Raw genomic sequence first — 20,185 nt, forward strand, 5'->3', positions numbered from 1 at the left:
GGTCTGTTCAAATCTCAAAATCGCATGACAGCCCCGGTTCCAGCGAACCAAAGTGATTCTAGCCTGAGCGGGCTCCACGCGCATGTAAGCGGCGTCATTAGTATGAAACGACGAAGTTGGAAAGCCCCTATGTGCAAAACCTGCGCAAGTGGCGGGATCAGGGGGCTTTCCGCAAGCTTACTTGTCGCGAAATTGCGGCTCGCGCTTCTCGAGGAAGGCCGCCATGCCCTCTTTCTGGTCTTCGGTCGCAAAGAGCGCATGGAATACGCGGCGTTCAAACAAGATGCCCTCGCGCAGCGTGGTCTCGTAAGAGCGGTTCACGGCCTCCTTGGCGGCAATCGTGGCCAGGGTCGATTTCTCGGCGATCTTGGAGGCGGCGGCTTTGGCTTCAGCGATCAGCTTGGCATTGGGCACGACGCGGCTCACGAGGCCTGAACGCTCGGCTTCGGCGGCATCCATGAAGCGTCCCGTGAGGTGCATATCCATCGCCTTGGCCTTGCCGACAAAGCGGGTCAGGCGTTGCGTGCCGCCGATTCCCGCGATCACACCAAGGTTGATCTCCGGCTGGCCGAATTTGGCGCTTTCCGAGCAGATGATGAAGTCGCACATCAAGGCCAGCTCACAGCCTCCGCCCAGAGCATAGCCCGAAACAGCCGCGATGACGGGCTTGCGGGTGCGCGTGATCGCCTCGGATTCATTGGCGAAATAATCGGAGGAGAACATGTCGACGAAAGACTTTTCCGCCATCTCCTTGATGTCGGCGCCTGCCGCGAAGGCCTTTTCCGATCCGGTGATGACGATGCAGCGCACCTTGTCATTCTCATCCGCAGATTTGAGCGCATCCGCCAATTCACCCAGCAATTGGGCGTTCAGGGCGTTCAATGCATCAGGGCGGTTGAGCCGGATGAGGGCGACGTAATCCTCGATCTCGACGATCAGGGTCTGGTAGGCCATTCGGTCTTGCCTTTCCTTATCTTTGAACGCGAGTCCTATCAGGTGAGAGGGGTAGATCAAGCATCTTGTTCCCTCTGGCGCGCAACGTCATTTCTGACAGGAGGGGCAAAAGAAGGTGGAGCGCCCCGATTGCACGATGCGCCGGATTGTCGTCCCGCAAGTGACGCAAGGCGTGTCCTCGCGGTCGTAGACGCGGAAGGTGTGCTGAAAATATCCAAGTTCTCCATCGGCTTGGCGATGGTCGCGCAGGCTCGAGCCGCCGGCGGTGATCGCCTCGCTCAGCACCTGACGGATGATCGGAACAAGCTGGGCAAGACGTTTCGCCGCAATCCGTCTGGCTTGCCGGCGCGGATCGATCCCGGCGCGGTGCAGCACTTCGCAGACATAGATATTTCCCAGACCGGCCACGACATGCTGATCAAGAAGTGCCGATTTTATCGGCGTGGCGCGGGTTTTGAGGGCATTGATCAGGTAGTTTTCGTGGAAGTCATTGCCGAATGGTTCCGGTCCGAGACCGGCCAGAAGCCAATGCGCCGCCTCGCGGTCGGTGCGCACCAGATCCATCGCGCCGAAGCGGCGGGCATCGTTAAAGGTCACGCGCGCGCCGCCATCCATGTGCAGGACAACGTGATCATGCTTGAGGGGCGCTGGGTGATCGAGGTGGAAATCGCCCAGCATCACGCCCGACACCATCATTCGCCCTGACATCCCAAGATGGATCAAAAGGCTCTCCCCGGTATCGAGATCCGCAAGGATATATTTGGAACGGCGCCGCAAGCGTTCGACCTTCGCGCCGGTCAGCCGTTCTGCCATTTGTTCGGGCAGGGGCCAGCGCAAATCGGGGCGGTTCACCTCGGCGCGTGCGATCCGGGTGCCCTCCATCGCCGGGGCGAGTCCACGTCGGACCGTTTCGACCTCGGGAAGTTCGGGCATTGATCACTCCTGTCGCATTGTAATGGCTGGGCGGGCCCCTATAAGAAGGGAGAGATTTCCCGATCGGCAAGGGCGCAGAAGCGATATCATGAGCGCAGAAAATTCCAAGACCACACATTTCGGCTATCAGACCGTTGATGAGGACGCCAAGGCCGGGATGGTCCACGGTGTCTTTTCGCGGGTGGCCTCTAAATACGACATCATGAATGACCTGATGAGTGTCGGCATTCACCGGGTCTGGAAAGATGCGATGATGGATTGGCTTGTGCCGCGCTCTGGCCAGAAGTTGCTCGACGTCGCGGGCGGGACGGGCGACGTGGCCTTCCGCTTCCTCAATCGCGCGGGCTCGGCCCATGCGACCGTGTGTGACATGACGGAATCGATGCTGGTCGAGGGCCGCAAGCGCGCCGAGGCCGAAAGCATGGCCGAGAGCCTTGACTGGGTGGTGGGCGATGCGATGGCGCTGCCTTTCGCCGATAACAGCTTTGACGCCTACACGATCTCTTTCGGCATTCGGAATGTAACGCGTATCCCCGACGCTCTCTCAGAAGCTTACCGGGTACTGCGGCCCGGCGGTCGTCTCATGGTTCTGGAGTTTTCGCAAATTCCGAACGAGTTGATGCAAAAGGCTTATGACCTCTATTCTTTCAACGTGATCCCGAAAATGGGAGAGCTGGTCGCGGGCGACCGTGACAGCTACCAGTATCTCGTCGAGTCGATCCGCAAATTCCCCGATCAGGAGCGGTTTGCCGGGCTGATCCGCGATGCGGGCTTTGGCAATGTGAGCTATCGCAACCTGTCGTTCGGGATCGCAGCGCTGCATTCGGGCTGGAAGCTCTGAATGCGGGGACCCCATAATATCTGGAGGCTGATCCGTACGGGCGCCACCTTCGTGCGCTCGCGGGCGATGCATCAGGCGCTTGAGGCGATCGACGCGCCGCCGCGATTGCGCGCGGTGGCCTATGCGCTGAGCTGGCCGTTCGCTTGGCTGGGCTACAAGGGGGATGAGAGCCTGCCGCCGGTGACCCGCGCGATTACCGCCCTCGGCCCGGCCTATATCAAATTCGGTCAGGTCCTCTCGACGCGGCCTGACGTGGTGGGCGAGGAACTCGCCGATCAGCTTCGGGTGCTTCAGGACAAGCTGCCGCCTTTCGATACCGCGATTGCCAAGCGTATGGTCGAGCAAGAGCTGGGCACCCCGGCTGACACGTTGTTCATGTCGTTTTCCGAGCCGGTCGCGGCGGCTTCGATTGCGCAGGTTCACGCCGCGCGGCGCGCCGATACGGGCGAGAAGGTCGCCGTGAAAGTGCTGCGCCCCGGGATCGAACGGGCCTTCCGGCGCGATCTCGATGCCTTCCATTTTGCCGCAGGCATGATCGAACGGCTGTCGCCCGCCTCGCGGCGCCTGCGCCCGACCGAGGTGGTGAAGCATTTTGAATCGGTGGTTTTGGGCGAGTTGGACCTGCGTCTCGAATCTGCGGCCGCATCGCAATTCGGCGCGAATACGACTCAGGATGCGGGCTTCAAGGTGCCCCAACCCGTGTGGCATCTATCCGCGCGCCGGGTGATGGTGCTGGACTGGGCCGAAGGGTTGCCGATGGGTGACAGGCCCGCGCTGATCGAGGCGGGCCATGATGTTGAGGCACTGGGCGCGCATGTGTTGCAGATCTTCCTGAACCACGCGCTGCGCGACGGCTACTTCCATGCAGACATGCATCACGGGAACCTCAAGGTTGCCGAAAATGGCGACATTCTGGCCTATGATTTCGGGATCATGGGGCAGATCGATGTCTATACCCGCCGGGTCTATGCCGAGATCCTGATGGGGTTCATTCAGCGCGACTATAAGCGTGTGGCAGAGGTGCATTTTGAAGCGGGCTATGTGCCCGCCGATCAGGATGTCGAGGAATTCGCGCTGGCACTCCGCGCGGTGGGCGAGCCGATCTTTGGCATGGACGCGGCGCATATCTCGATGGCGCGGCTTCTATCTTATCTGTTCGAGGTGACCGAGCGATTCGGGATGCCGACGCGCACCGAGCTGATCTTGCTGCAACGCACAATGGTCGTTGTCGAGGGCGTGGCGCGGTCGCTGCACCCGTCGATCAATATCTGGGAAGTTGCCCAGCCGGTCGTCGAGAAATATATCCGCGAAAACCTCGGGCCGCGGGCCGCCATGCGCGATCTGCGCCGCACGATGCAGGTGATTGCGCGGTTCGGACCAGAGCTGCCGGATCTGCTGAAGGCGGCGATCCGGCGCCAGACCGAGCCGCCGCCGAAACCGCCTGAGACGCCGCGCTGGCGTTACGTTCTTCTGGGAGCGGGCGGCGTTGCCCTTCTGGTGATTGGGTTTTTGCTGGGCGAGGTCCTTTAAGCCTCGCGCAGCGCCGAAACTTCACTTGCCATCACACGCGCACCGCCCTGAAGGATCAGTTCGGGGCCGCTTGCGCCAAGCTGCGCCTCGGTTACGCGGCCATAGGTTTCGACGGTTTTCGTGCTCAAAAGCGTCTCGTCTTTATAGCTTTCGAGCGAAAAACTGTAGAGACCTGCGGGGAAGCTGTCGCCATTTGCAGTGGTCCCGGACCACTGCAAGGGATCGGAGGTCGGTGCGATTGCTTCGCGCGAGACCTCTGTCCCATCTGCATCGCGCACCACTAGCACGACTTGATCCGCGCCCGTGGCGGGTTTGGGGGCCAGAGAAACCGGTTCGGCCCCATCGAACCAAGCCGGGGCTGCGGCACGCGCCTCCATCCCGACCCAGCCCGCCAGACCTGACATACCCGACGCATTCATGTGTGTGGCAAGGTTTGCGATCAAGTCGTTGGTCTTGACCTGTTGCTCCACACCGGAAAACGTCGCGAGCTGAACCGCATAATCCGTGCTTTCGATGGGATTGAGCGGATCTTGGTTCTTCATCTGAACTGTCAGCATCGTCAGAAACGTCTCGAAATCAGCACTGATCTGCGGAGTGGCCTCCTTGGCTGGCTTTTCAGCATTGCTCGATGCGCTCGTCGATTGCGATGCGCCTGTGGCGGGAATCGTCGTCATGGTTTGCTCCTAGAAACGCAGATCAAGGCTGGTGCTACCTGTCGCGGGCATGATCGGGGTGGCGTCGATGATGCGTGGGCTCATGTCGGGCTCTGGCTCTGGACCTGGGGCGTCGAACCCGGTCGCTTGGGTCTCATCGCGCGGGTTTTGCGGATGATCACCGAACTGAAAGCTGACATCGCTATAACCGAGATCCCGCATGTCATCTGCCAGCATCTCGATATTTCGTCGCATCAGGTCGAGCGTTTCGGGCCGCTCTGCCTGAACGGTAACGACCATTCCATGATCGCCTGCATGCAAAACCAGACGCACGCGCCCCAATTCTTCCGGCGATAGAGCAATCTCTACGGGCCGGTCGGGCATCTGTGCGATGGCCGTTGTCACCTGTCGACTGATCAATTGCGCATGTGCGCCAGTGATCGCTGAGTTTTGGGGCGCGTCATGGCGCAGCGCCGCGCCGCCCGGTGCCTGCAGGCTGTGCTCGCGCGGGATATCAAGCTCCGCCGCAGGATCGTTCTCGATCGGTGCGCTCAGGGCATCTTGATCTGCGACCCCGATCAGACCGGACGCGGGCGGCGGCTGATTCGCCGTGAAGAAAGGCGTCTGAGTATTGGCGGCTGCGCTTGTGCTCGGCGGGGCAATGGGGAGGGCGGCTGTCGATATCTCAGTCGGGCTCCCCAAAGCTGCACTGCGCTGCGCTTCAGGATCGCGGTTCGCCGGCGCCACTGGCGGAACGAGTCGCGGCGCAGCTTGGACCGATGCATTAGGCGTCACCGGAGAAAACTGCGTGCGATGTGTCGCGGACGCAAGCGGTTGAACCGCGTTGTGATCTTCCCGTTTCGGAGCACCCGCCTCAGGTGGGGCGGAGATGTCGCGAATCTCGAGAGTCGCGGTCTTGGTCGCGCGCGCGGTGGACGTGGTATCCGCAGCGGAAGGTAGCTGCTTGTCAGGGATTTCAGGGGTCAGGTCAGTTGATTGCTGCGCGCGGCGGATTGGCTCTGTGCCTGGCGCTGCGTGCCTCGGTGGCGGCGCATCGGGTTCCGCAGGCTCTTGCGCCTGTGCCTTCAAGGTTGCGTCCGCAATGGTGCCCGTCTGAGCGCGTTCAGCTCCGCGCGTTGCGATGATATTGCCTGAATCCTGTTCAATCTGTGCTGTCGAGCGGAGCTGTACTGTTGGCTGTTCCTTCGCCGCGTCGGATGCGGGTTTCGGCTGTCCTATGACGAACTCCGGTTCAGCGGCGGTCCCAGTGCTTTGGGCGGGGTCAGATTTTTGCGGCACCGTCATCGCGCCCGTGCCGATTTGCGGCGCGAGGTCGTGCATGTTCGGGCCGCCATCGCCAGTGCCAATCGGCAAAGTCGATGATCCCCGCATCGCCGTTTCGAGCGCTGCTGCAGAGGTCAAAACCCTGTCGCTTGCGGGCTCTGCGCGGTGTTGGAACGCTTCGGATGCGACGGCGAGGTCGGGCATGGCCGGATCTGCTGTTTCAGTCTCCTCTTCGAGCTCGGACAGAGGAGTTTCCTCATCCCCCTCTGGCAGAAACTGGGCCGCGACTTCGTCGGACGTCGGCAGTTTTGCGTCGGTGTCCTTGGTCGCCAGCACCTCATGTGCCTGAGCTCTAGGCCCTGACGGTCCGAACTCGCGCGCGCCACCGCGTCCGTCTGGCTGTGCGGAGGTGGGCTTCCGCAAGTCCCGACCCTCGGCAGCGAACGCTTCTTGAAAGCGTGGACCATCCCCCTTCGGCGCAACTTTCGCCGCTGCGCCTCCGGAGCCGGAAGCGGAGACGGCGGCGGAGTAGAGGTCTCTTGCGGATGCTGGAACCATGCGTTTCACGACTTTCTGCCTGCTATGAGACTCAGCATGTCATGAGAGGGTTACTGATTCTTTACCCCGAACAGGCAGAGTTGGAAAAACCGGTTCCAACGGAGCACCCCATGTTCACGATTTCACGTCCCAGCGCGGTTACGCCGCCGCAAACGCATCCTCGCGAAGAGAGTTTGAGAGCAGCCGCTCAAAAGCTCGAGGCGAGCTTTCTGGCCGAGATGTTGCAGCATGCCGGTCTAGGCGAGATGAAAGGTGCGTTCGGCGGCGGGGAGGGGGAGGCGCAATTCGCCTCTTTCCTGCGCCGAGAGCAGGCTGAGGCAATGGCGCAAGCCGGCGGAATCGGTTTGGCCGAGACATTTTTTGAGGCGATGAAGCGACGGGAGAGCGGCAGTGATCGGAATTGAGAACACAACCTTTCAAGATCTCATGGATCTTTTGCGTGTCGAGCGGGATGCAATCCGCGCTGGAGAATTCAACGCCTTGACGGAATTGGCGGCACAGAAAGAGAGCCTCATCGAACAGGTGGCCGCGCTTGAGCCGCTTGATCCGCAAGCGCTCGAGGCGCTGCGCGCGATTGCTGCAGAAAACCAGCGGTTGCTTGAGGCCGCGCTCAAGGGGGTGCGATCGGCGCAACGCCGTTTGCGGGCGGTGATCAACGCGGCGAATGGCTTTAATGCCTATGACCGATCGGGGCAGGTCAAGCCGATTCGCAAAGACGATGGCTCGCTCGAATTTCGCGCATGATGGTTCAGAGAATTTGCTGAAATTTGTCCGAATCCGGTGGCGAGAATTTTTTCGGATCTTAGCGATTTCTTAGGGCAGCGAGATGCATGTTGGGCTCGCATCGAATGCGATGGCACGCATCCACGAGGGACCCGCGTAACGTCAGAATGACATCAGTGCCGTTTTTGAGAACGGCTAGGGAAAACCGGCGTAAAGCGCCGAAATGAAGGGGATATTTATGTCCAGCATTCTGACCAACAATGGCGCAATGGTCGCGCTGCAAACCCTCAAAGGGATCAATTCCGGCCTCGCAACCACGCAGTCCGAGATTTCGACCGGTAAGTCGGTCGCCTCCGCGAAGGATAACGCCGCGGTTTGGGCGATCTCGAAGGTGATGGAATCCGACGTGAAAGGGTTCGACGGAATTTCCGGAAGCCTTGCATTGGGCGAATCGACCGTCGCAGTGGCCCGCCAGGCCTCCGAGACGGTGACCGATCTTCTGACCGATATTAAGGGCAAGATCGTTGCCGCCCAGGAAGAGAACGTCGATCGCGGCAAGATCCAGACCGATATCGTGGCTCTGACCGACCAGATCAAATCCGTCGTGGGCGCTGCTCAGTTCAACGGGCTTAACCTGATCGACGGATCCAGCAGCGGCGATATGAATGTTCTGTCCTCGCTGGATCGCGACGCCAGCGGCAATGTCAACGCCAGCAAGATTCAGGTCTCGCGCCAGAATCTGTCGGTCACCACGCCGGTGACGGCTCAGAACTTTGCAACCGGTGACCTCGGCGCAAACGCCCCGGACTACCTTTCGGGCGGTGGCACGACCCAATCCTCGACCAACGACGCGCTGACGGCGGCGGCGACCGCTGCCAACGGCGGTGGCACGGAAACCATCACCGTCGGTCAGGTGGCCGAAGGGATCGGCTATGAGATTGTCCTCGACGGGCTGGATATCAAGACTGCGGATGGCAGCACGGCGAATGGTACGCGCACCTTCCAATATGTGGCCAGCGACTCGGACGGTACCGCAGATGTGACGCGCAACCTGCTGAGCCAGATGAACTCGTTCTTCTCGGCCGCGACAGATGGCAGCTACACGGCGGTGCTGGGCGCAAACGCGAACGAGATCACCATCACCAACAACTCCGGCACTGATGTCGACGTCGGTCTGCGTGCAACGAGCGGCGGTACCGCTGGCTCGGATGTCTCCACCGGCGGTCTGGGTGCTTTGGCCAATATCGATGTGACCTCGGATGCTGGTGCGACCGGTGCGCTGAGCAGCATCGACGCGCTGATCGAGAAGGCAACGGATTCGGCGGCCGCTTTCGGTTCTGCCGAGGGTCGTATTCAGACACAAGCCGATTTCATCGCCGATCTTTCGGGGTCGATGAAAGCGGGGATTGGTGCGCTGGTCGATGCGAATATGGAAGAGGCTTCGGCCCGTCTTCAGGCTCTGCAAACCCAGCAGCAGCTTGGCATTCAGGCGCTCTCGATTGCCAACCAGCAGCCGCAGAACATCATGTCGCTCTTCCGCTGACGACATATCGGGGCGCCATGACCCGGCGCCCCGGTTTCCCCGCGGCCAAACCGCGATCTGAGGTAGCACGTCATCGGAAGGAACTCCCGTGTTTGCAACGACTTTGGCCAAAACGGCCTACGCAGATCCCAGCCTGCCGACGCGCACCGCGCGCGGTACCGAATTCGAAGTCTTCGCTCGTGTCACGCGCCGCTTGAAACAGGCCGCAGCGGAAGGCGAGACAGGATTTCCCGCGCTCGCGGCCGCCATTTACGAGAACCGGAAACTCTGGGCGATCCTTTCCGACGATGTATCTCTGCCGGAAAACGGCTTGCCCGACGATTTGCGCGCGCGCCTCTTCTACCTGGGGGCCTTTACGCAAGATCACAGCCGTAAGGTGCTTTCGGGAAAGGCGACGGCGGATATCCTCATCGAGATCAATACCTCGATCATGCGCGGCCTTAGACAGGAACGGGCAGCATCATGAGCGGGCTTGTCCTCAAACTCGCTCCCAAGGAGCGGGTCTTGATCAACGGCGCGGTGATCGAGAACGGTGAGCGCAGATCGCGGCTCGCGATTATGACCCCGAACGCCAATATCCTGCGGCTGCGCGATGCGATCCATCCAGAGGAGGTCAATACCCCCGTGCGGCGGGTGTGCTATATCGCGCAGCTTGTTTTGTCCGGGGATGCCGATCCGCGAGAGGCACGTCAGCAACTCTTGCGCGGGATCGAGCAGCTGAGTCAGGTTCTGACCGATCACGACAGCCGAACCCAATTGAATCACGCCAGCCAAGCCGTGCTGGACGGGCAGACCTATCAAGCTCTTAAGGCGCTGCGCAGCCTGTTGCCGCGTGAAGAGCGTCTTTTTGCCGCCAAGCCACAATGAGCTACCAACCGATCATACCGTTTTCTGGCTATGCGGGGTGGAGCTTTCTCAACCGCACGATGGAAAAGCAGCAGGCCGCGTTCAACGCCTCGAGCGAGATCCAGCGCAACGAGGACTATTTTCGCGAGAAAATCGGCTCGATCGAGACGGCAGAAGACTTGGTCAATGATCGCCGTTTGTTGAGTGTTGCGCTTGGCGCCTTCGGATTGGACGAGGATATCAACAACAAGTTCTTTATCCGAAAAGTGCTCGAGGAGGGGTCGCTGGATTCGGAGTCTCTTGCCAACAAGTTGTCCGACAAGCGCTATCTCAAGCTGACGCAGGCTTTCGGGTTTGGCGATTACGGAATTCCACGCACGGTCCTGTCGGATTTTCCCGACGAAATCGTGCAGAAATATGAAAGGCGCCAGTTCGAAGTCGCCGTCGGTGAAACGGACAACAGCCTCAGGATTGCGCTTTCGGTGCAGCGAGACCTGCCGGAACTGGCTGCGAAAGACAGCAGCGAAAAGACCAAGTGGTATACGATCATCGGCTCACCCGCGATGAGCGAGATGATGCAGACGGCGTTGGGGCTCCCCAAAAGTATAGGCGCACTTGATGTGGATGCGCAGGTACGGATCTATGCGGAGAAGGCGGATCGGCTTTACGGTTCGACCGATCCCGCTCAGTTCGCCGAGCCCGACACGCTCAAACAATTGACGCGTGACTATTTTCTGCGTTCGCAACTCACTACCGGAACGACAATCACGGCCGGCAACGCAGCCCTGAGCTTGCTTCAAGGCGCGCAGCAGAACCGATTGTCGCTGTTGCTCTGACGCACCTGCCGCGCGTCAGCCAAAGCCCGGGGCGAGACGCATTTCTCCGGTGATCAGGCCGCGCCAGTTCTTCTGTGCACCGCTCAGGCGTTTTTCGACGACGGGATGATTCCGGTCGAGCACACCGAGCCGGATGAGAAGGGCTGTGATTGCCGCCTCTGCGCCGCGCGTTCCGCCATCGACGATTTTCAGCGCGATGCCGCGCTTTTGCTCTGGCAAGATTGCGACATAAACGGCTTCTGCACCGGTTTTAACGGCCACGCGTCCGCCCATTGCGCGCATCAGTTCGGTGCAGGCGCGCCCTTCACCGGCGACCAGCTCGGGGAAGCTGGCCATCGCGCGGGTCAGACGGGCGGCGGCGCGCTCGCGCGTCGACCCCTCGGGATTGGCTGCGGCAAAAAGCTGCATCGCCCGCGCCAGTCCGGTCACGGTCGTTGCGAAATTCGGGGCCGAGCAGCCATCGATCCCGAACCCGGGCGAGGTCACATCTGTCACTTCCTCGAAGGTGGTCTTGATGGATTGCTGGATCGGGTGGCTGACCTCGACATATTCCGAGCCGCCGCCAATATGCTGATTGAGCGTCAGAAATCCGACATGCTTGCCCGAGCAATTGTTGTGCAACTGGCAGGGGGCCTCGTCAGAACAGGTCAGGCGCTTTTTCTCGTCGGGATCTTGCGGCATATGCGCGCCACAGCGCAGATCCTGCTCGTGCAGACCCAGATGCGCGAGCCATTGCGCGGCGGAATCGCGGTGCAGTGCTGCACCGCTATGGCTGGCACAGGCGAAGGCCAGATGGCTTTCGCTCAGCCCCGCCGCATCGGCGGCCCCGCTTTCCAGCAGCGGCAGCGCCTGGATCATCTTGACAGAGGAGCGCGGAAAAATCACCGCTTCCGGGTCACCCCAAGCCAGTTCGATCCCGCCCGGGCCAAACACAACCGCGTGCCCGGTATGCACGGATTCGCGGATCCCGCCGCGCCACAATTCGATCATCGGTACAGCCGTCATCTGTTTGCTCCTTCACATGCGCGATTTCTCGCCGTCCGGGGGTTTTCCCTCTAGGCATTTATGGGTTAAACAGGTGTTATCGAGAGGAAAAGGCATCCGCCAGAAAGAAAAGGGTGATCAGCCCGGGCGATGCAGAGGCAAAACCGCAGCTGGAGGCTGTCAGCATGAATAATATGTGTCTTCGGATCGCGACCGTTGCTGCGCTCACATTCGGGGTGAGCCAGAGCGTCGCGGCACAGGAAAGTACCAACCGCGTTGCCGCCGAGACTGACTGGAGTGTCTTCGTTGATGATGGCCCCAAGGAATGCTGGGGTGTCTCAAAGCCGAAGAAGACGGTGAATACGAAAGATGGCAAGGTCGTTCAGGTGCGCCGTGGCGATATCTTGCTTTTCGTGACCTATCGCCCCGGAAAAGCGCCGGAAATCTCGTTCCGGGGTGGCTATCCCTTCGAGGATGGCTCGACCGTGGATCTTGAGGTAGGTGGCACGACGTTTACGCTGTTTACCGATGGCGAAGGGGCTTGGGCAGGCTCTCCCGAGGAGGATGCCAAGGTGATCGCGGCGCTGAAGGCGGGCAGCGATGTGTCGCTGACCGGCCATTCGAGCCGGGGCACGCAAACCAAAGACACCTTCTCGCTCATGGGCTTCACGGCGGCCACGGATGAGGCGCAATCGCGCTGCAAGTGAGCCAGCCAGATCCAGAAGATGCGCCCTGACGGATCCGTCAGGGCGTTATTTTTTTGGATTTTCTCTACACGCGCAGGGGTAAATCCCCTATATGAGGCGCTTGATTCCAAGGAAATGCGTCATGACCCAGCCGAATGCACCGATCACGCAAGACGTGCACACGATCCCTCGCAAACTGCCCCAAGGTGGCAAGGTGAACCTTGTCGGCCTGACACGGGAGCAATTGCGCACGGCTCTGATGGAGGCCGGCACGCCTGAGAAACAGGCCAAGATGCGCGTTGGGCAGGTCTGGCAGTGGATCTATCACTGGGGGGTGCGCGACTTCGCCCTGATGACGAACCTCGCCAAAGACTATCGCGCGATGCTTGAGGCGACGTTCGAGATTGCCTTGCCGGAGATCGTCTCCAAGCAGGTCTCCGAGGATGGTACGCGCAAATATCTGCTGCGTATCGCGGGCGGGCATGAGGTCGAGGCCGTTTATATCCCGGAGGAGACGCGCGGCACGCTGTGCATTTCCAGTCAGGTCGGCTGCACGCTGACCTGTTCGTTCTGTCACACGGGCACGCAGAAGCTGGTGCGTAACCTGACGCCGGGCGAGATCGTCGGTCAGGTCATGGTTGCGCGGGACGATCTGGGCGAATGGCCCGAGCAGAACAGCCCCCGCAATGAGACGCGGCTTGTGAGCAATGTCGTTCTGATGGGCATGGGCGAGCCGCTTTATAACTTTGAGAATGTCCGCGACGCGATGAAGGTCGTGATGGACAATGAGGGGCTGAGCCTGTCGCGTCGCCGCATCACGCTCTCGACTTCGGGCGTTGTCCCCGAGATTGCCAAGACCGCTGAAGAGATCGGTTGTCTGCTGGCGGTGTCGTTCCATGCGACGACCGATGAGGTGCGCAATCAGCTTGTTCCGATCAACAAGCGTTGGAACATCGAGACGCTTCTGGGCGCGCTGCGTGAGTATCCGCGCCTGTCCAATTCCGAGCGGATCACCTTTGAATATGTCATGCTCAAGGGTGTGAATGACAGCGACGAGGATGCGCGCCGTCTGGTCCGTCTGATCCGTGGCATCCCCGCCAAGATCAACTTGATCCCGTTCAACGAATGGCCCGGCGCGCCCTATGAGCGCTCGGATTGGGAGCGGATCGAGAGCTTTGCCGATATCGTCTACAAGGCCGGATACGCCAGCCCGATCCGCACGCCGCGCGGCGAAGATATCATGGCGGCCTGTGGGCAGCTCAAATCGGCCACCGAGCGGTCGCGCAAGTCGCGTGCTGAAATTCAGGCGGAGGCGGGGATTTAACGGAACCTTCGCGCATTACATGGCATTGCCTCTGCAACGGGACGACACCTGAACTGGAGAGACCATGACGCGAGAGGCCATCGCCCCGCTTCCCAAGCCGAAGAATGCGCAAGGCGCTCCGCGCAAGACCGGCGTGGAGGTCGAACTGTCTGGTCTTACAGAGGCTCAGATCGCGCGGCTCGCGGTCCAGGCCATGGGTGGCGAGGCGCAGCAAAGCTCGGGGAATGACTGGGAGGTCAGCGGCAGCGCGATCGGCGATCTCCAGATCTATCTCGACATTTTTCTGCGCAAGGAAGCGGATAGCGCCTTCAAGGACTTGAGCTTGCGGATAGGGCGCGAGGTCATTCCGGTTGAGATCGTGACGGCGCCTTTGGATCGCGAAGGGCTTTTTCAACTCTCTGATTTTCTTGATTTGCTGCGCAGCGAAGGGGCCGAGGGAACTGGCAGCTCGCTGCTGTTTGGCTTCGGGCTGCATCTGAACCCAGAGATCGCCAGCGCGCAGGATTGCGATGTCGTGCGCCCGCTTCTGGCCTATGCGCTGATCGAGGAATGGATGCGTGACGCGCAGCCGATCGAGCGCACCCGTGAGCTGTTGCCCTTCACAGCCCCCTATCCCAAGAAGCTGATTTCTGAGCTGGCGCGCCTTGGTCCGGATGCGAGCCTCGAGCAAGTCATTCATGCCTATCGCGGAGTGACGCTGTCGCGCAATCACGGGCTCGACATGCTGCCAATTTTTGTGGAGCTGCGCCCGGATCTGATCGCGGCATCGGAGGGCAAGGGGGGCACTGTCTCGCCGCGGCCAGCATTTCACTTCCGGTTGCCCGATTGTCGGATCGACGATCCCGATTGGTCGCTCGATACGGAGTGGCGCCGCTGGTGGCTGGTCGAGAGCATCGCGGCTGACACGCATCTGCTTGAAGACCTGTGCCGCGAATGGCTTGCAGAGCAAGAGGGCGTGCATCTCTTTGGCACCCGTTGGGTCAAACGCTGCGCCACGCTGCTCGAGGGCACCGGGCTGGCATGAGGCCACTGATCGGCATATCGACCTCGCGCCGCACCGGATGGCGGGTCTATCCCTTTATCGCGCTGGGGGTCTGGCTGGCGGGCGGGCGCTCGCGCCGTTGGCAGGCCGGAAAGCGTGCCGAAGTCACCAATGTTGATGGAGTCATCGTGGGGGGCGGCGACGATATTTCGCCCGAGCTATATGGTGGCGAGCTGGTGGCGACCGCCGTGCTCGACCCCGATCGCGACGCGCTGGAGCGTTGCCTCGTTGAGGAGGCGATGACGCAAGGTAAGCCGGTGTTGGGGATTTGTCGCGGGGCGCAGATGCTCAACGTCGCGCTGGGCGGCAATCTCTATCAAGACGCTTATGCGCATTACGGCGCGCGCAAGCATTCCACTATTCTGCCCAAGAAGGATGTCGTGGTCGAACCCGACACGCGGTTGGCCGCGCTGGCCGGGACCGAGCCGATGCGGGTCAACGCGCTGCACAGCCAAGCGGTGGACCGTCTGGGCGCGGGGCTGCGGGTGGCGGCACGCGACACGTCAGGAATGGTGCAGGCGGTCGAGCGGGTGGAAGAGCCCTTTGCGTTGGGCGTCCAGTGGCACCCGGAATACCTGACCTATGCGCATCGCCAGCGCGCGCTGTTTCGCGCGCTGGTGGCTGCGGCACGCGCGCAGGCTCAGCACCGCGCGCAATTGCCCGAAGTCAGCGCGACGGCTCAGCAGCTCTCGTAATCCCAGCTGTCGATGATCTTCACGGCCTCATCGGCGGTGTCCACAAAGCTCACCAGATCGAGATCCTCGGGCGAGATCGTGCCTGCCTCCTTTAGGCGCTCCCAGTTGATGATCTCGCTCCAGAACTCCTTGCCAAAGAGGATGAAGGGGATCTTGTCCATCCGCTTGGTCTGGATCAGCGTGAGCGCCTCGAACATCTCATCGAGCGTGCCGAAGCCGCCCGGAAAGACCGTGACGGCCTTGGCGCGCATCAGGAAATGCATCTTGCGGATGGCGAAATAGTGGAAGTTGAAGCTCAGATCCGGGGTGACGAATTCATTGGGTGCCTGTTCATGCGGAAGCACGATGTTGAGCCCGATGGACTGGCCGCCCGCTTCATGCGCGCCGCGATTGCCCGCCTCCATCACGCCGGGTCCGCCGCCGGTGCAGATGACATTCTCACGCCCGTAATTCTGCATCGAGCGTTCGGTCATGATCTGAGCAAATTTGCGCGCCTCTTCATAAAAGCGCGTCAACTCGGCGAGATAGGGCGTGCGGGCCTGATCCTTGTTCTCGGGCGCAGGGATGCGCGCGCCGCCAAACATCACGATGGTGCTCTCGATGCCGCGCTCGTCCATGATCAGCTCGGGTTTGAGCAGCTCAAGCTGAAGGCGCACCGGGCGCAGCTCGTCGCGCATCAGGAAATCGGTGTCGGTAAAGGCCAGCCGATAGGCCGGGGCGCGCGTCTGCGGCGTATCGGGAATCCGGTCTGCGGCGGCGGCGTCTTCTTGGCTGTCGCGGAAGGCGTGGCGGCGATCGTCTCTCATGATGGTCCTGCTCATTGCGCGTTGGGCTTTGACCAACTATAGCCAGAACGCAATAAAGGCCACCTGAAAGAGGAAATTCCCATGTCCAATGCCGCGTTGGAAACTGCCATTGAAGCCGCGTGGGACGCGCGCGACACGATCACGCCCGCAACCACCGGGGAAACGCGCGAAGCGATCGAGGATACGCTGAATGCACTCGACAGCGGCGCGCTGCGCGTGGCCGAGCGTCAGGACAATGGCGACTGGAAGGTCAATCAATGGGCCAAGAAGGCGGTGTTGCTGGGCTTCCGTCTCAAGGACATGGAAATTCAGGATGGCGGTCCGCAGGGCGGCGGCTGGTGGGACAAGGTGGACAGCAAGTTCGCCGGTTGGGGTGAGAACCAGTGGAAGGCTGCGGGCTTCCGCGCCGTGCCGAACTGTATCGTGCGCCGCTCGGCTTTCATCGCCAAGGGCGTGGTGCTGATGCCTTCCTTCGTCAATCTCGGCGCCTATGTCGATGAGGGCACGATGGTCGACACTTGGGCGACGGTCGGCTCTTGCGCCCAGATCGGCAAGGGCGTGCACCTGTCGGGCGGCGTTGGTATCGGCGGCGTGCTTGAGCCGATGCAGGCCGGTCCGACCATCATCGAGGATGGGTGCTTCATCGGCGCGCGCTCCGAAGTGGTCGAGGGCGTGATCGTGCGCGAAGGCTCGGTGCTGGGCATGGGGGTCTATCTTGGGCAATCGACCAAGATCTTTGACCGCGAGACCGGAAACGTCAGCTATGGCGAGATCCCGGCAGGCTCGGTCGTCGTGTCGGGCTCGTTGCCTTCGACGGGCGGTGTGAACCTCTATTGCGCGGTCATCGTCAAGAAAGTCGATGCCAAGACGCGCTCCAAGACCTCGATCAACGAGCTGCTGCGCGATTAAGGCTTTCCCGGAACCAATCGTCGCCTATCTGGTTGGGAAGAGACTCAATCAGGGAGAGTGACAATGGGTTTGGGACTTATCGCATCGATCATCGTGGGCGGTCTGGCGGGCTGGATCGCCTCGATGATCATGAAGGCCAATACGGGCCTTTTGCTGAATATCATTCTGGGGATCGTGGGTGCTGTCGTGCTTAACTTCATCCTCGGGATCATGGGGATCTATGCGGCCAGTGCCGTGATCCCGCAACTGATCGTCGGGATCATCGGCGCGGCGCTTTTGATTGCCGTCGTGCGCGCGATCCGCAAATAGGACGGCCGATCTCTCGGCCAGGTTCGGAGACACGAAAATGGCCGGGACATCCGATCACGAGAAACCCCCGAAGAAACCCTCGCGCCAGCAGGTCTATACCTTGCTGGTCGAGGTCGGTCGCTCCCCCGGAGACGGACTGCCCAAGGGCGCCTCCGGTGCGGGGCTACTGTGCTACGCCAGCGGTGTCGATGAGGCAGAGGCTGTGCGCGAGACCGCGGCGATCCTGAAACAGGCCGAGATGGCACCGCTCGACGTGACGGGTTACGGCACGATTTCCGAGCGCGAGGAGCAGGGCCACGAGGTGTCGCCTGAAGAACGCGAGCTGATGGAGCGCGCGCTGACGGAAAACTCGGTGATCGTCGCGCAGATGACGCCGTTTTACGGCGAAAAGAAAGCGCCCTTGCAATAAATCGCTTGGCGCTGCGAGTTCCGTTGAAACGGCACAGGCGCCTGTTAGACTGGCCCAAACAAATAACGTTCGGGCAGGTCATGACACGTCTTTTACATCTTTTTCCGCTTACTTTCGTCGCGTTTTCCGGGCTTGCGGCTTGCGCAGGTCCGCCAGAGAGCTCGCCGCGTCCGATGGCCAAGGGGGTTATGCCGCTGGCAGACCCGGTTCCGGCCACTGATGCGGCGACCGAGGCGAGATTCGAAACCTGGCTGGCGGGGTTCAAATCGCGCGCGTTGGCCAATGGGATCACGGATGCGACCTGGCGTCGCGCGATGGCCGATGTGAGCTACAATCCCAAAGTCATCGAGCGCGATCGCTACCAGTCGGAATTCACCAAATCGATCTGGGATTATCTCGACAGCGCAGTCTCGCCCGAGCGGGTGGCGACCGGCAAGCAGATGCTGCGCGAATACGGCCCGACGCTGAACGCGATCGAGCGCAAATACGGCGTCGACAAGGAAGTCGTCGTCGCGATCTGGGGCATGGAGAGCCGCTACGGTGAGTATCGTGGCACGACCGCGATCATCCCGGCGCTGGCGACGCTGGCCTATGATGGGCGGCGCGGCGAGTTCTTTTCCAAGCAGCTGATTGCCGCGCTCAAGATCATTCAGAACGGCGATGTCGATGAGCAGCACATGACGGGCTCTTGGGCAGGGGCGATGGGGCATACCCAGTTCATCCCGACCTCCTACGAGGCCTATGCGGTCGATTTCAACGGTGATGGCAAGCGCGACATCTGGTCAAACGACCCGACCGACGCGCTGGCCTCCACCGCCGCCTATCTGGCGCGGTCTGGCTGGACCAAGGGGCAGCCTTGGGGCGTCGAGGTGGTCTTGCCGCAGGGCTTCAATTACGGGCTGACCGGCAAGGGCACGACAAAGTCGCCTGCCGCATGGGCCGCCTTGGGTGTGCGCTCGGCGGAAGGGGGGCGCATTGCCAATTACGGTCCGGCCTCGATCCTCGTGCCAGCAGGCGCCAAAGGGCCTGCCTTCATGATCTTCGGGAATTTCCGGGCGATCTCGCGCTACAACGCCGCCGATAGCTACGTGATCGGTGTCGGGCATCTGTCGGACCGGCTCAAGGGCAAGGGGCCCTTCGTTCAGGACTGGCCGCGCACCGGAAAGCCGCTGAGCGCGAGCCAGAAGGTCGAGCTACAGGAGCGACTGACAGCAGCGGGCTATGACACGGACGGGACGGACGGCAAGATCGGGCCGAACACCTCCAAGGCAATCGTTGCCTATCAGCGGGCCAAGGGGCTTGCGCCTGATGGCTACGCGACGTTGGAGCTGCTTCAGACGCTGCGCTGAGGCGGAGCGCTTGGAAAACGGGAGGGGCCGGGCATCGCAGGGTGCCCGGCCCGTCTTATTGCACCCGTTTCTGCTTGGAGAGCTGCACGGCGAGAATGCCCAAAGCGATCACAGCGACCCCCAGCGCATCATGCCAGTCCAGCGGCTCGCCCAGTACCAGCGCCGCAATCGTCACCCCAAAGACCGGCGTCAGGAAGTGGAAGGTCGCCGCGCGCACCGCGCCGATCCGACCGACCAACTGGAACCAGACCCATGTCGCGGCCAGCCCCGGCACGATGACGGTATAGATGAACGCATAGGCAAGGCGCGGCGTGACCGTGACCTGCAGCGGCTCGATCAGCACGGAAACCACGGCCAAGATGGCTGCGCCCACCAGCATCTGGAGCCCGACAACCATCAGCACGCCGCCGCCGCCCGAGCTTGCGCCGCGCACGGTCAATGTGGCGACCGCAAGGGCCAACGCGCCGAAGATGCACAGCATCAGGCCGAAGGGATCGACGCCCCCCTGCAGCCGTCCGCCCATGATGATGGCGACGCCCGCAAAGCCCGCGATCAGCCCGCCAAGGCCCAGCGGCGAGAGCCGCTCACGAAAGACGATCCAACCCAAGGCCCCCACGATCAGCGGCATTGTAGAGGCGATGATCGCCGCGACCGAGGCCTCGACCGTGGTCATCGCAACCCAGTTGAACCCAAGATAGAGCGCGTTCTGGCACAGGCCGAAAATGAAGGTCGCACGCCATTGCGCCCGGCTCAGCCGCCAGCTTTGGCCCAATGCCAGCGCCAGCGCGATGCCAAGCAGGCCAGAGATCAGGAAGCGCACTGACAATGCGGCCAGCGGCGGGGCCTCGGCCACGATGATATGGGTGGAGGTGAAGGCTGAAGACCACATCAGGGCAAAGGCGAGCCCCATTCCAATTGCGCGCAGATCCAAAACAGTGCTCCCGGTGGTAAAGTCGCATTGAAAAGGGCCG

The 20,185-nt window shown here is 61.4% G+C and carries 23 protein-coding genes; 16 read left to right on the top strand and 7 right to left on the bottom strand.

The features are described from left to right. Window positions 1-177: 177 nt before the first annotated feature. The gene (locus DL1_RS07215; protein ID WP_038064301.1) at window positions 178-954 is read right to left on the bottom strand and encodes an enoyl-CoA hydratase; all 777 of its coding nucleotides are present in this window, start codon (window positions 952-954) and stop codon (window positions 178-180) included. An 87-nt stretch (window positions 955-1,041) separates the two neighbouring features. Next, window positions 1,042-1,887 (bottom strand): bifunctional DNA-formamidopyrimidine glycosylase/DNA-(apurinic or apyrimidinic site) lyase, encoded by an 846-nt coding sequence (gene mutM, locus DL1_RS07220; RefSeq protein ID WP_038064303.1) that lies wholly within the window; start codon window positions 1,885-1,887, stop codon window positions 1,042-1,044. Between the two features lie 88 nt (window positions 1,888-1,975). Between mutM and ubiE the strand changes: the two genes are divergently transcribed. Continuing rightward, entirely contained in the window at window positions 1,976-2,728 is a 753-nt protein-coding gene (gene ubiE, locus DL1_RS07225) for a bifunctional demethylmenaquinone methyltransferase/2-methoxy-6-polyprenyl-1,4-benzoquinol methylase UbiE (protein ID WP_038064306.1), read from the top strand. Then, a complete protein-coding gene (gene ubiB, locus DL1_RS07230) occupies window positions 2,729-4,258 on the top strand; it encodes a 2-polyprenylphenol 6-hydroxylase (protein WP_038064308.1) in 1,530 nt (509 codons plus the stop codon). Here the strand turns inward: ubiB and DL1_RS07235 are convergent. Continuing rightward, window positions 4,255-4,932, bottom strand: a complete 678-nt coding sequence (locus DL1_RS07235; RefSeq protein WP_038064310.1) for a flagellar hook capping FlgD N-terminal domain-containing protein — start codon at window positions 4,930-4,932, stop codon at window positions 4,255-4,257. The genes ubiB and DL1_RS07235 overlap by 4 nt on opposite strands. Before the next feature lie 9 nt (window positions 4,933-4,941). Then, the gene (locus tag DL1_RS07240; protein WP_038064311.1) at window positions 4,942-6,531 is read right to left on the bottom strand and encodes a flagellar hook-length control protein FliK; all 1,590 of its coding nucleotides are present in this window, start codon (window positions 6,529-6,531) and stop codon (window positions 4,942-4,944) included. A gap of 332 nt (window positions 6,532-6,863) precedes the next feature. Between DL1_RS07240 and DL1_RS07245 the strand changes: the two genes are divergently transcribed. From DL1_RS07245 to DL1_RS07270, 6 genes are all read left to right on the top strand, one after another. Beyond that, on the top strand, window positions 6,864-7,157 hold the full coding sequence (locus DL1_RS07245) for a rod-binding protein (RefSeq protein ID WP_038064498.1): 294 nt from the start codon (window positions 6,864-6,866) through the stop codon (window positions 7,155-7,157). Window positions 7,158-7,179: 22 nt separating this feature from the next. After that, window positions 7,180-7,497 (top strand): hypothetical protein, encoded by a 318-nt coding sequence (locus DL1_RS20815; protein WP_143081683.1) that lies wholly within the window; start codon window positions 7,180-7,182, stop codon window positions 7,495-7,497. A gap of 217 nt (window positions 7,498-7,714) precedes the next feature. Beyond that, the gene (locus tag DL1_RS07255; protein ID WP_038064312.1) at window positions 7,715-9,019 is read left to right on the top strand and encodes a flagellin; all 1,305 of its coding nucleotides are present in this window, start codon (window positions 7,715-7,717) and stop codon (window positions 9,017-9,019) included. Window positions 9,020-9,107: 88 nt separating this feature from the next. Further along, a complete protein-coding gene (flaF, locus tag DL1_RS07260; RefSeq protein WP_038064313.1) occupies window positions 9,108-9,485 on the top strand; it encodes a flagellar biosynthesis regulator FlaF in 378 nt (125 codons plus the stop codon). Beyond that, on the top strand, window positions 9,482-9,886 hold the full coding sequence (gene flbT / locus DL1_RS07265) for a flagellar biosynthesis repressor FlbT (protein ID WP_038064314.1): 405 nt from the start codon (window positions 9,482-9,484) through the stop codon (window positions 9,884-9,886). The genes flaF and flbT overlap by 4 nt, the downstream gene beginning before the upstream one ends. Next, on the top strand, window positions 9,883-10,701 hold the full coding sequence (locus DL1_RS07270; RefSeq protein ID WP_038064315.1) for a DUF1217 domain-containing protein: 819 nt from the start codon (window positions 9,883-9,885) through the stop codon (window positions 10,699-10,701). Before flbT ends, DL1_RS07270 begins: the two co-directional genes overlap by 4 nt. A 15-nt stretch (window positions 10,702-10,716) precedes the next feature. Here DL1_RS07270 and DL1_RS07275 read toward each other — a convergent pair whose 3' ends face one another. Then, window positions 10,717-11,706, bottom strand: coding sequence for an asparaginase (locus DL1_RS07275; protein WP_038064316.1), 990 nt, complete (start codon window positions 11,704-11,706; stop codon window positions 10,717-10,719). A 164-nt stretch (window positions 11,707-11,870) separates the two neighbouring features. On the opposite strand from DL1_RS07275, the gene DL1_RS07280 reads away from it, so the two are divergent. The 4 genes from DL1_RS07280 (at window position 11,871) to DL1_RS07295 (ending at window position 15,432) form a co-directional block, all read left to right on the top strand. Beyond that, window positions 11,871-12,392, top strand: coding sequence for an invasion associated locus B family protein (locus tag DL1_RS07280; protein WP_038064503.1), 522 nt, complete (start codon window positions 11,871-11,873; stop codon window positions 12,390-12,392). 121 nt (window positions 12,393-12,513) lie between these two features. Further along, window positions 12,514-13,695 carry a dual-specificity RNA methyltransferase RlmN gene (rlmN, locus tag DL1_RS07285; RefSeq protein WP_038064317.1) on the top strand — a complete coding sequence of 394 codons (1,182 nt, stop codon included), beginning with the start codon at window positions 12,514-12,516 and terminating at the stop codon, window positions 13,693-13,695. A gap of 64 nt (window positions 13,696-13,759) precedes the next feature. Beyond that, complete coding sequence (locus DL1_RS07290) at window positions 13,760-14,719, top strand: amidoligase family protein (protein ID WP_038064320.1); 960 nt, start codon at window positions 13,760-13,762, stop codon at window positions 14,717-14,719. Next, window positions 14,716-15,432, top strand: a complete 717-nt coding sequence (locus DL1_RS07295) for a gamma-glutamyl-gamma-aminobutyrate hydrolase family protein (RefSeq protein WP_038064322.1) — start codon at window positions 14,716-14,718, stop codon at window positions 15,430-15,432. Before DL1_RS07290 ends, DL1_RS07295 begins: the two co-directional genes overlap by 4 nt. Here the strand turns inward: DL1_RS07295 and DL1_RS07300 are convergent. Next, complete coding sequence (locus tag DL1_RS07300; RefSeq protein WP_038064325.1) at window positions 15,417-16,238, bottom strand: LOG family protein; 822 nt, start codon at window positions 16,236-16,238, stop codon at window positions 15,417-15,419. The genes DL1_RS07295 and DL1_RS07300 overlap by 16 nt on opposite strands. A gap of 81 nt (window positions 16,239-16,319) precedes the next feature. Between DL1_RS07300 and dapD the strand changes: the two genes are divergently transcribed. From dapD to DL1_RS07320, 4 genes are all read left to right on the top strand, one after another. Then, complete coding sequence (gene dapD, locus DL1_RS07305) at window positions 16,320-17,147, top strand: 2,3,4,5-tetrahydropyridine-2,6-dicarboxylate N-succinyltransferase (protein ID WP_038064327.1); 828 nt, start codon at window positions 16,320-16,322, stop codon at window positions 17,145-17,147. A gap of 63 nt (window positions 17,148-17,210) precedes the next feature. Continuing rightward, window positions 17,211-17,456 (top strand): GlsB/YeaQ/YmgE family stress response membrane protein, encoded by a 246-nt coding sequence (locus DL1_RS07310; protein ID WP_038064329.1) that lies wholly within the window; start codon window positions 17,211-17,213, stop codon window positions 17,454-17,456. Window positions 17,457-17,493: 37 nt separating this feature from the next. Continuing rightward, window positions 17,494-17,865 carry a hypothetical protein gene (locus DL1_RS07315; protein ID WP_038064331.1) on the top strand — a complete coding sequence of 124 codons (372 nt, stop codon included), beginning with the start codon at window positions 17,494-17,496 and terminating at the stop codon, window positions 17,863-17,865. A 173-nt stretch (window positions 17,866-18,038) separates the two neighbouring features. Continuing rightward, entirely contained in the window at window positions 18,039-19,214 is a 1,176-nt protein-coding gene (locus tag DL1_RS07320) for a lytic murein transglycosylase (protein WP_074854921.1), read from the top strand. Window positions 19,215-19,269: 55 nt separating this feature from the next. On the opposite strand, the gene DL1_RS07325 is transcribed toward DL1_RS07320, so the two are convergent. Continuing rightward, window positions 19,270-20,145 (bottom strand): DMT family transporter, encoded by an 876-nt coding sequence (locus DL1_RS07325; RefSeq protein ID WP_038064335.1) that lies wholly within the window; start codon window positions 20,143-20,145, stop codon window positions 19,270-19,272. Window positions 20,146-20,185: the final 40 nt, after the last annotated feature.

Source organism: Thioclava dalianensis (assembly GCF_000715505.1).
Classification (GTDB): Bacteria; Pseudomonadota; Alphaproteobacteria; order Rhodobacterales; family Rhodobacteraceae; genus Thioclava; species Thioclava dalianensis.

Coding starts and splice junctions, on each gene's coding strand:
- DL1_RS07270 (WP_038064315.1), top strand. CDS start 9,883: ATGAGCTACCAACCGATCATACCGTTTTCTGGCTATGCGGGGTGGAGC.
- dapD (WP_038064327.1), top strand. CDS start 16,320: ATGTCCAATGCCGCGTTGGAAACTGCCATTGAAGCCGCGTGGGACGCG.
- ubiB (WP_038064308.1), top strand. CDS start 2,729: ATGCGGGGACCCCATAATATCTGGAGGCTGATCCGTACGGGCGCCACC.
- DL1_RS07280 (WP_038064503.1), top strand. CDS start 11,871: ATGAATAATATGTGTCTTCGGATCGCGACCGTTGCTGCGCTCACATTC.
- DL1_RS07310 (WP_038064329.1), top strand. CDS start 17,211: ATGGGTTTGGGACTTATCGCATCGATCATCGTGGGCGGTCTGGCGGGC.
- rlmN (WP_038064317.1), top strand. CDS start 12,514: ATGACCCAGCCGAATGCACCGATCACGCAAGACGTGCACACGATCCCT.
- mutM (WP_038064303.1), bottom strand. CDS start 1,887: ATGCCCGAACTTCCCGAGGTCGAAACGGTCCGACGTGGACTCGCCCCG.
- DL1_RS07255 (WP_038064312.1), top strand. CDS start 7,715: ATGTCCAGCATTCTGACCAACAATGGCGCAATGGTCGCGCTGCAAACC.
- DL1_RS07320 (WP_074854921.1), top strand. CDS start 18,039: ATGGCCAAGGGGGTTATGCCGCTGGCAGACCCGGTTCCGGCCACTGAT.
- flbT (WP_038064314.1), top strand. CDS start 9,482: ATGAGCGGGCTTGTCCTCAAACTCGCTCCCAAGGAGCGGGTCTTGATC.
- DL1_RS07275 (WP_038064316.1), bottom strand. CDS start 11,706: ATGACGGCTGTACCGATGATCGAATTGTGGCGCGGCGGGATCCGCGAA.
- DL1_RS07290 (WP_038064320.1), top strand. CDS start 13,760: ATGACGCGAGAGGCCATCGCCCCGCTTCCCAAGCCGAAGAATGCGCAA.
- DL1_RS07235 (WP_038064310.1), bottom strand. CDS start 4,932: ATGACGACGATTCCCGCCACAGGCGCATCGCAATCGACGAGCGCATCG.
- DL1_RS07245 (WP_038064498.1), top strand. CDS start 6,864: ATGTTCACGATTTCACGTCCCAGCGCGGTTACGCCGCCGCAAACGCAT.
- DL1_RS20815 (WP_143081683.1), top strand. CDS start 7,180: ATGGATCTTTTGCGTGTCGAGCGGGATGCAATCCGCGCTGGAGAATTC.
- DL1_RS07215 (WP_038064301.1), bottom strand. CDS start 954: ATGGCCTACCAGACCCTGATCGTCGAGATCGAGGATTACGTCGCCCTC.
- DL1_RS07295 (WP_038064322.1), top strand. CDS start 14,716: ATGAGGCCACTGATCGGCATATCGACCTCGCGCCGCACCGGATGGCGG.
- ubiE (WP_038064306.1), top strand. CDS start 1,976: ATGAGCGCAGAAAATTCCAAGACCACACATTTCGGCTATCAGACCGTT.
- DL1_RS07300 (WP_038064325.1), bottom strand. CDS start 16,238: ATGAGAGACGATCGCCGCCACGCCTTCCGCGACAGCCAAGAAGACGCC.
- DL1_RS07315 (WP_038064331.1), top strand. CDS start 17,494: ATGGCCGGGACATCCGATCACGAGAAACCCCCGAAGAAACCCTCGCGC.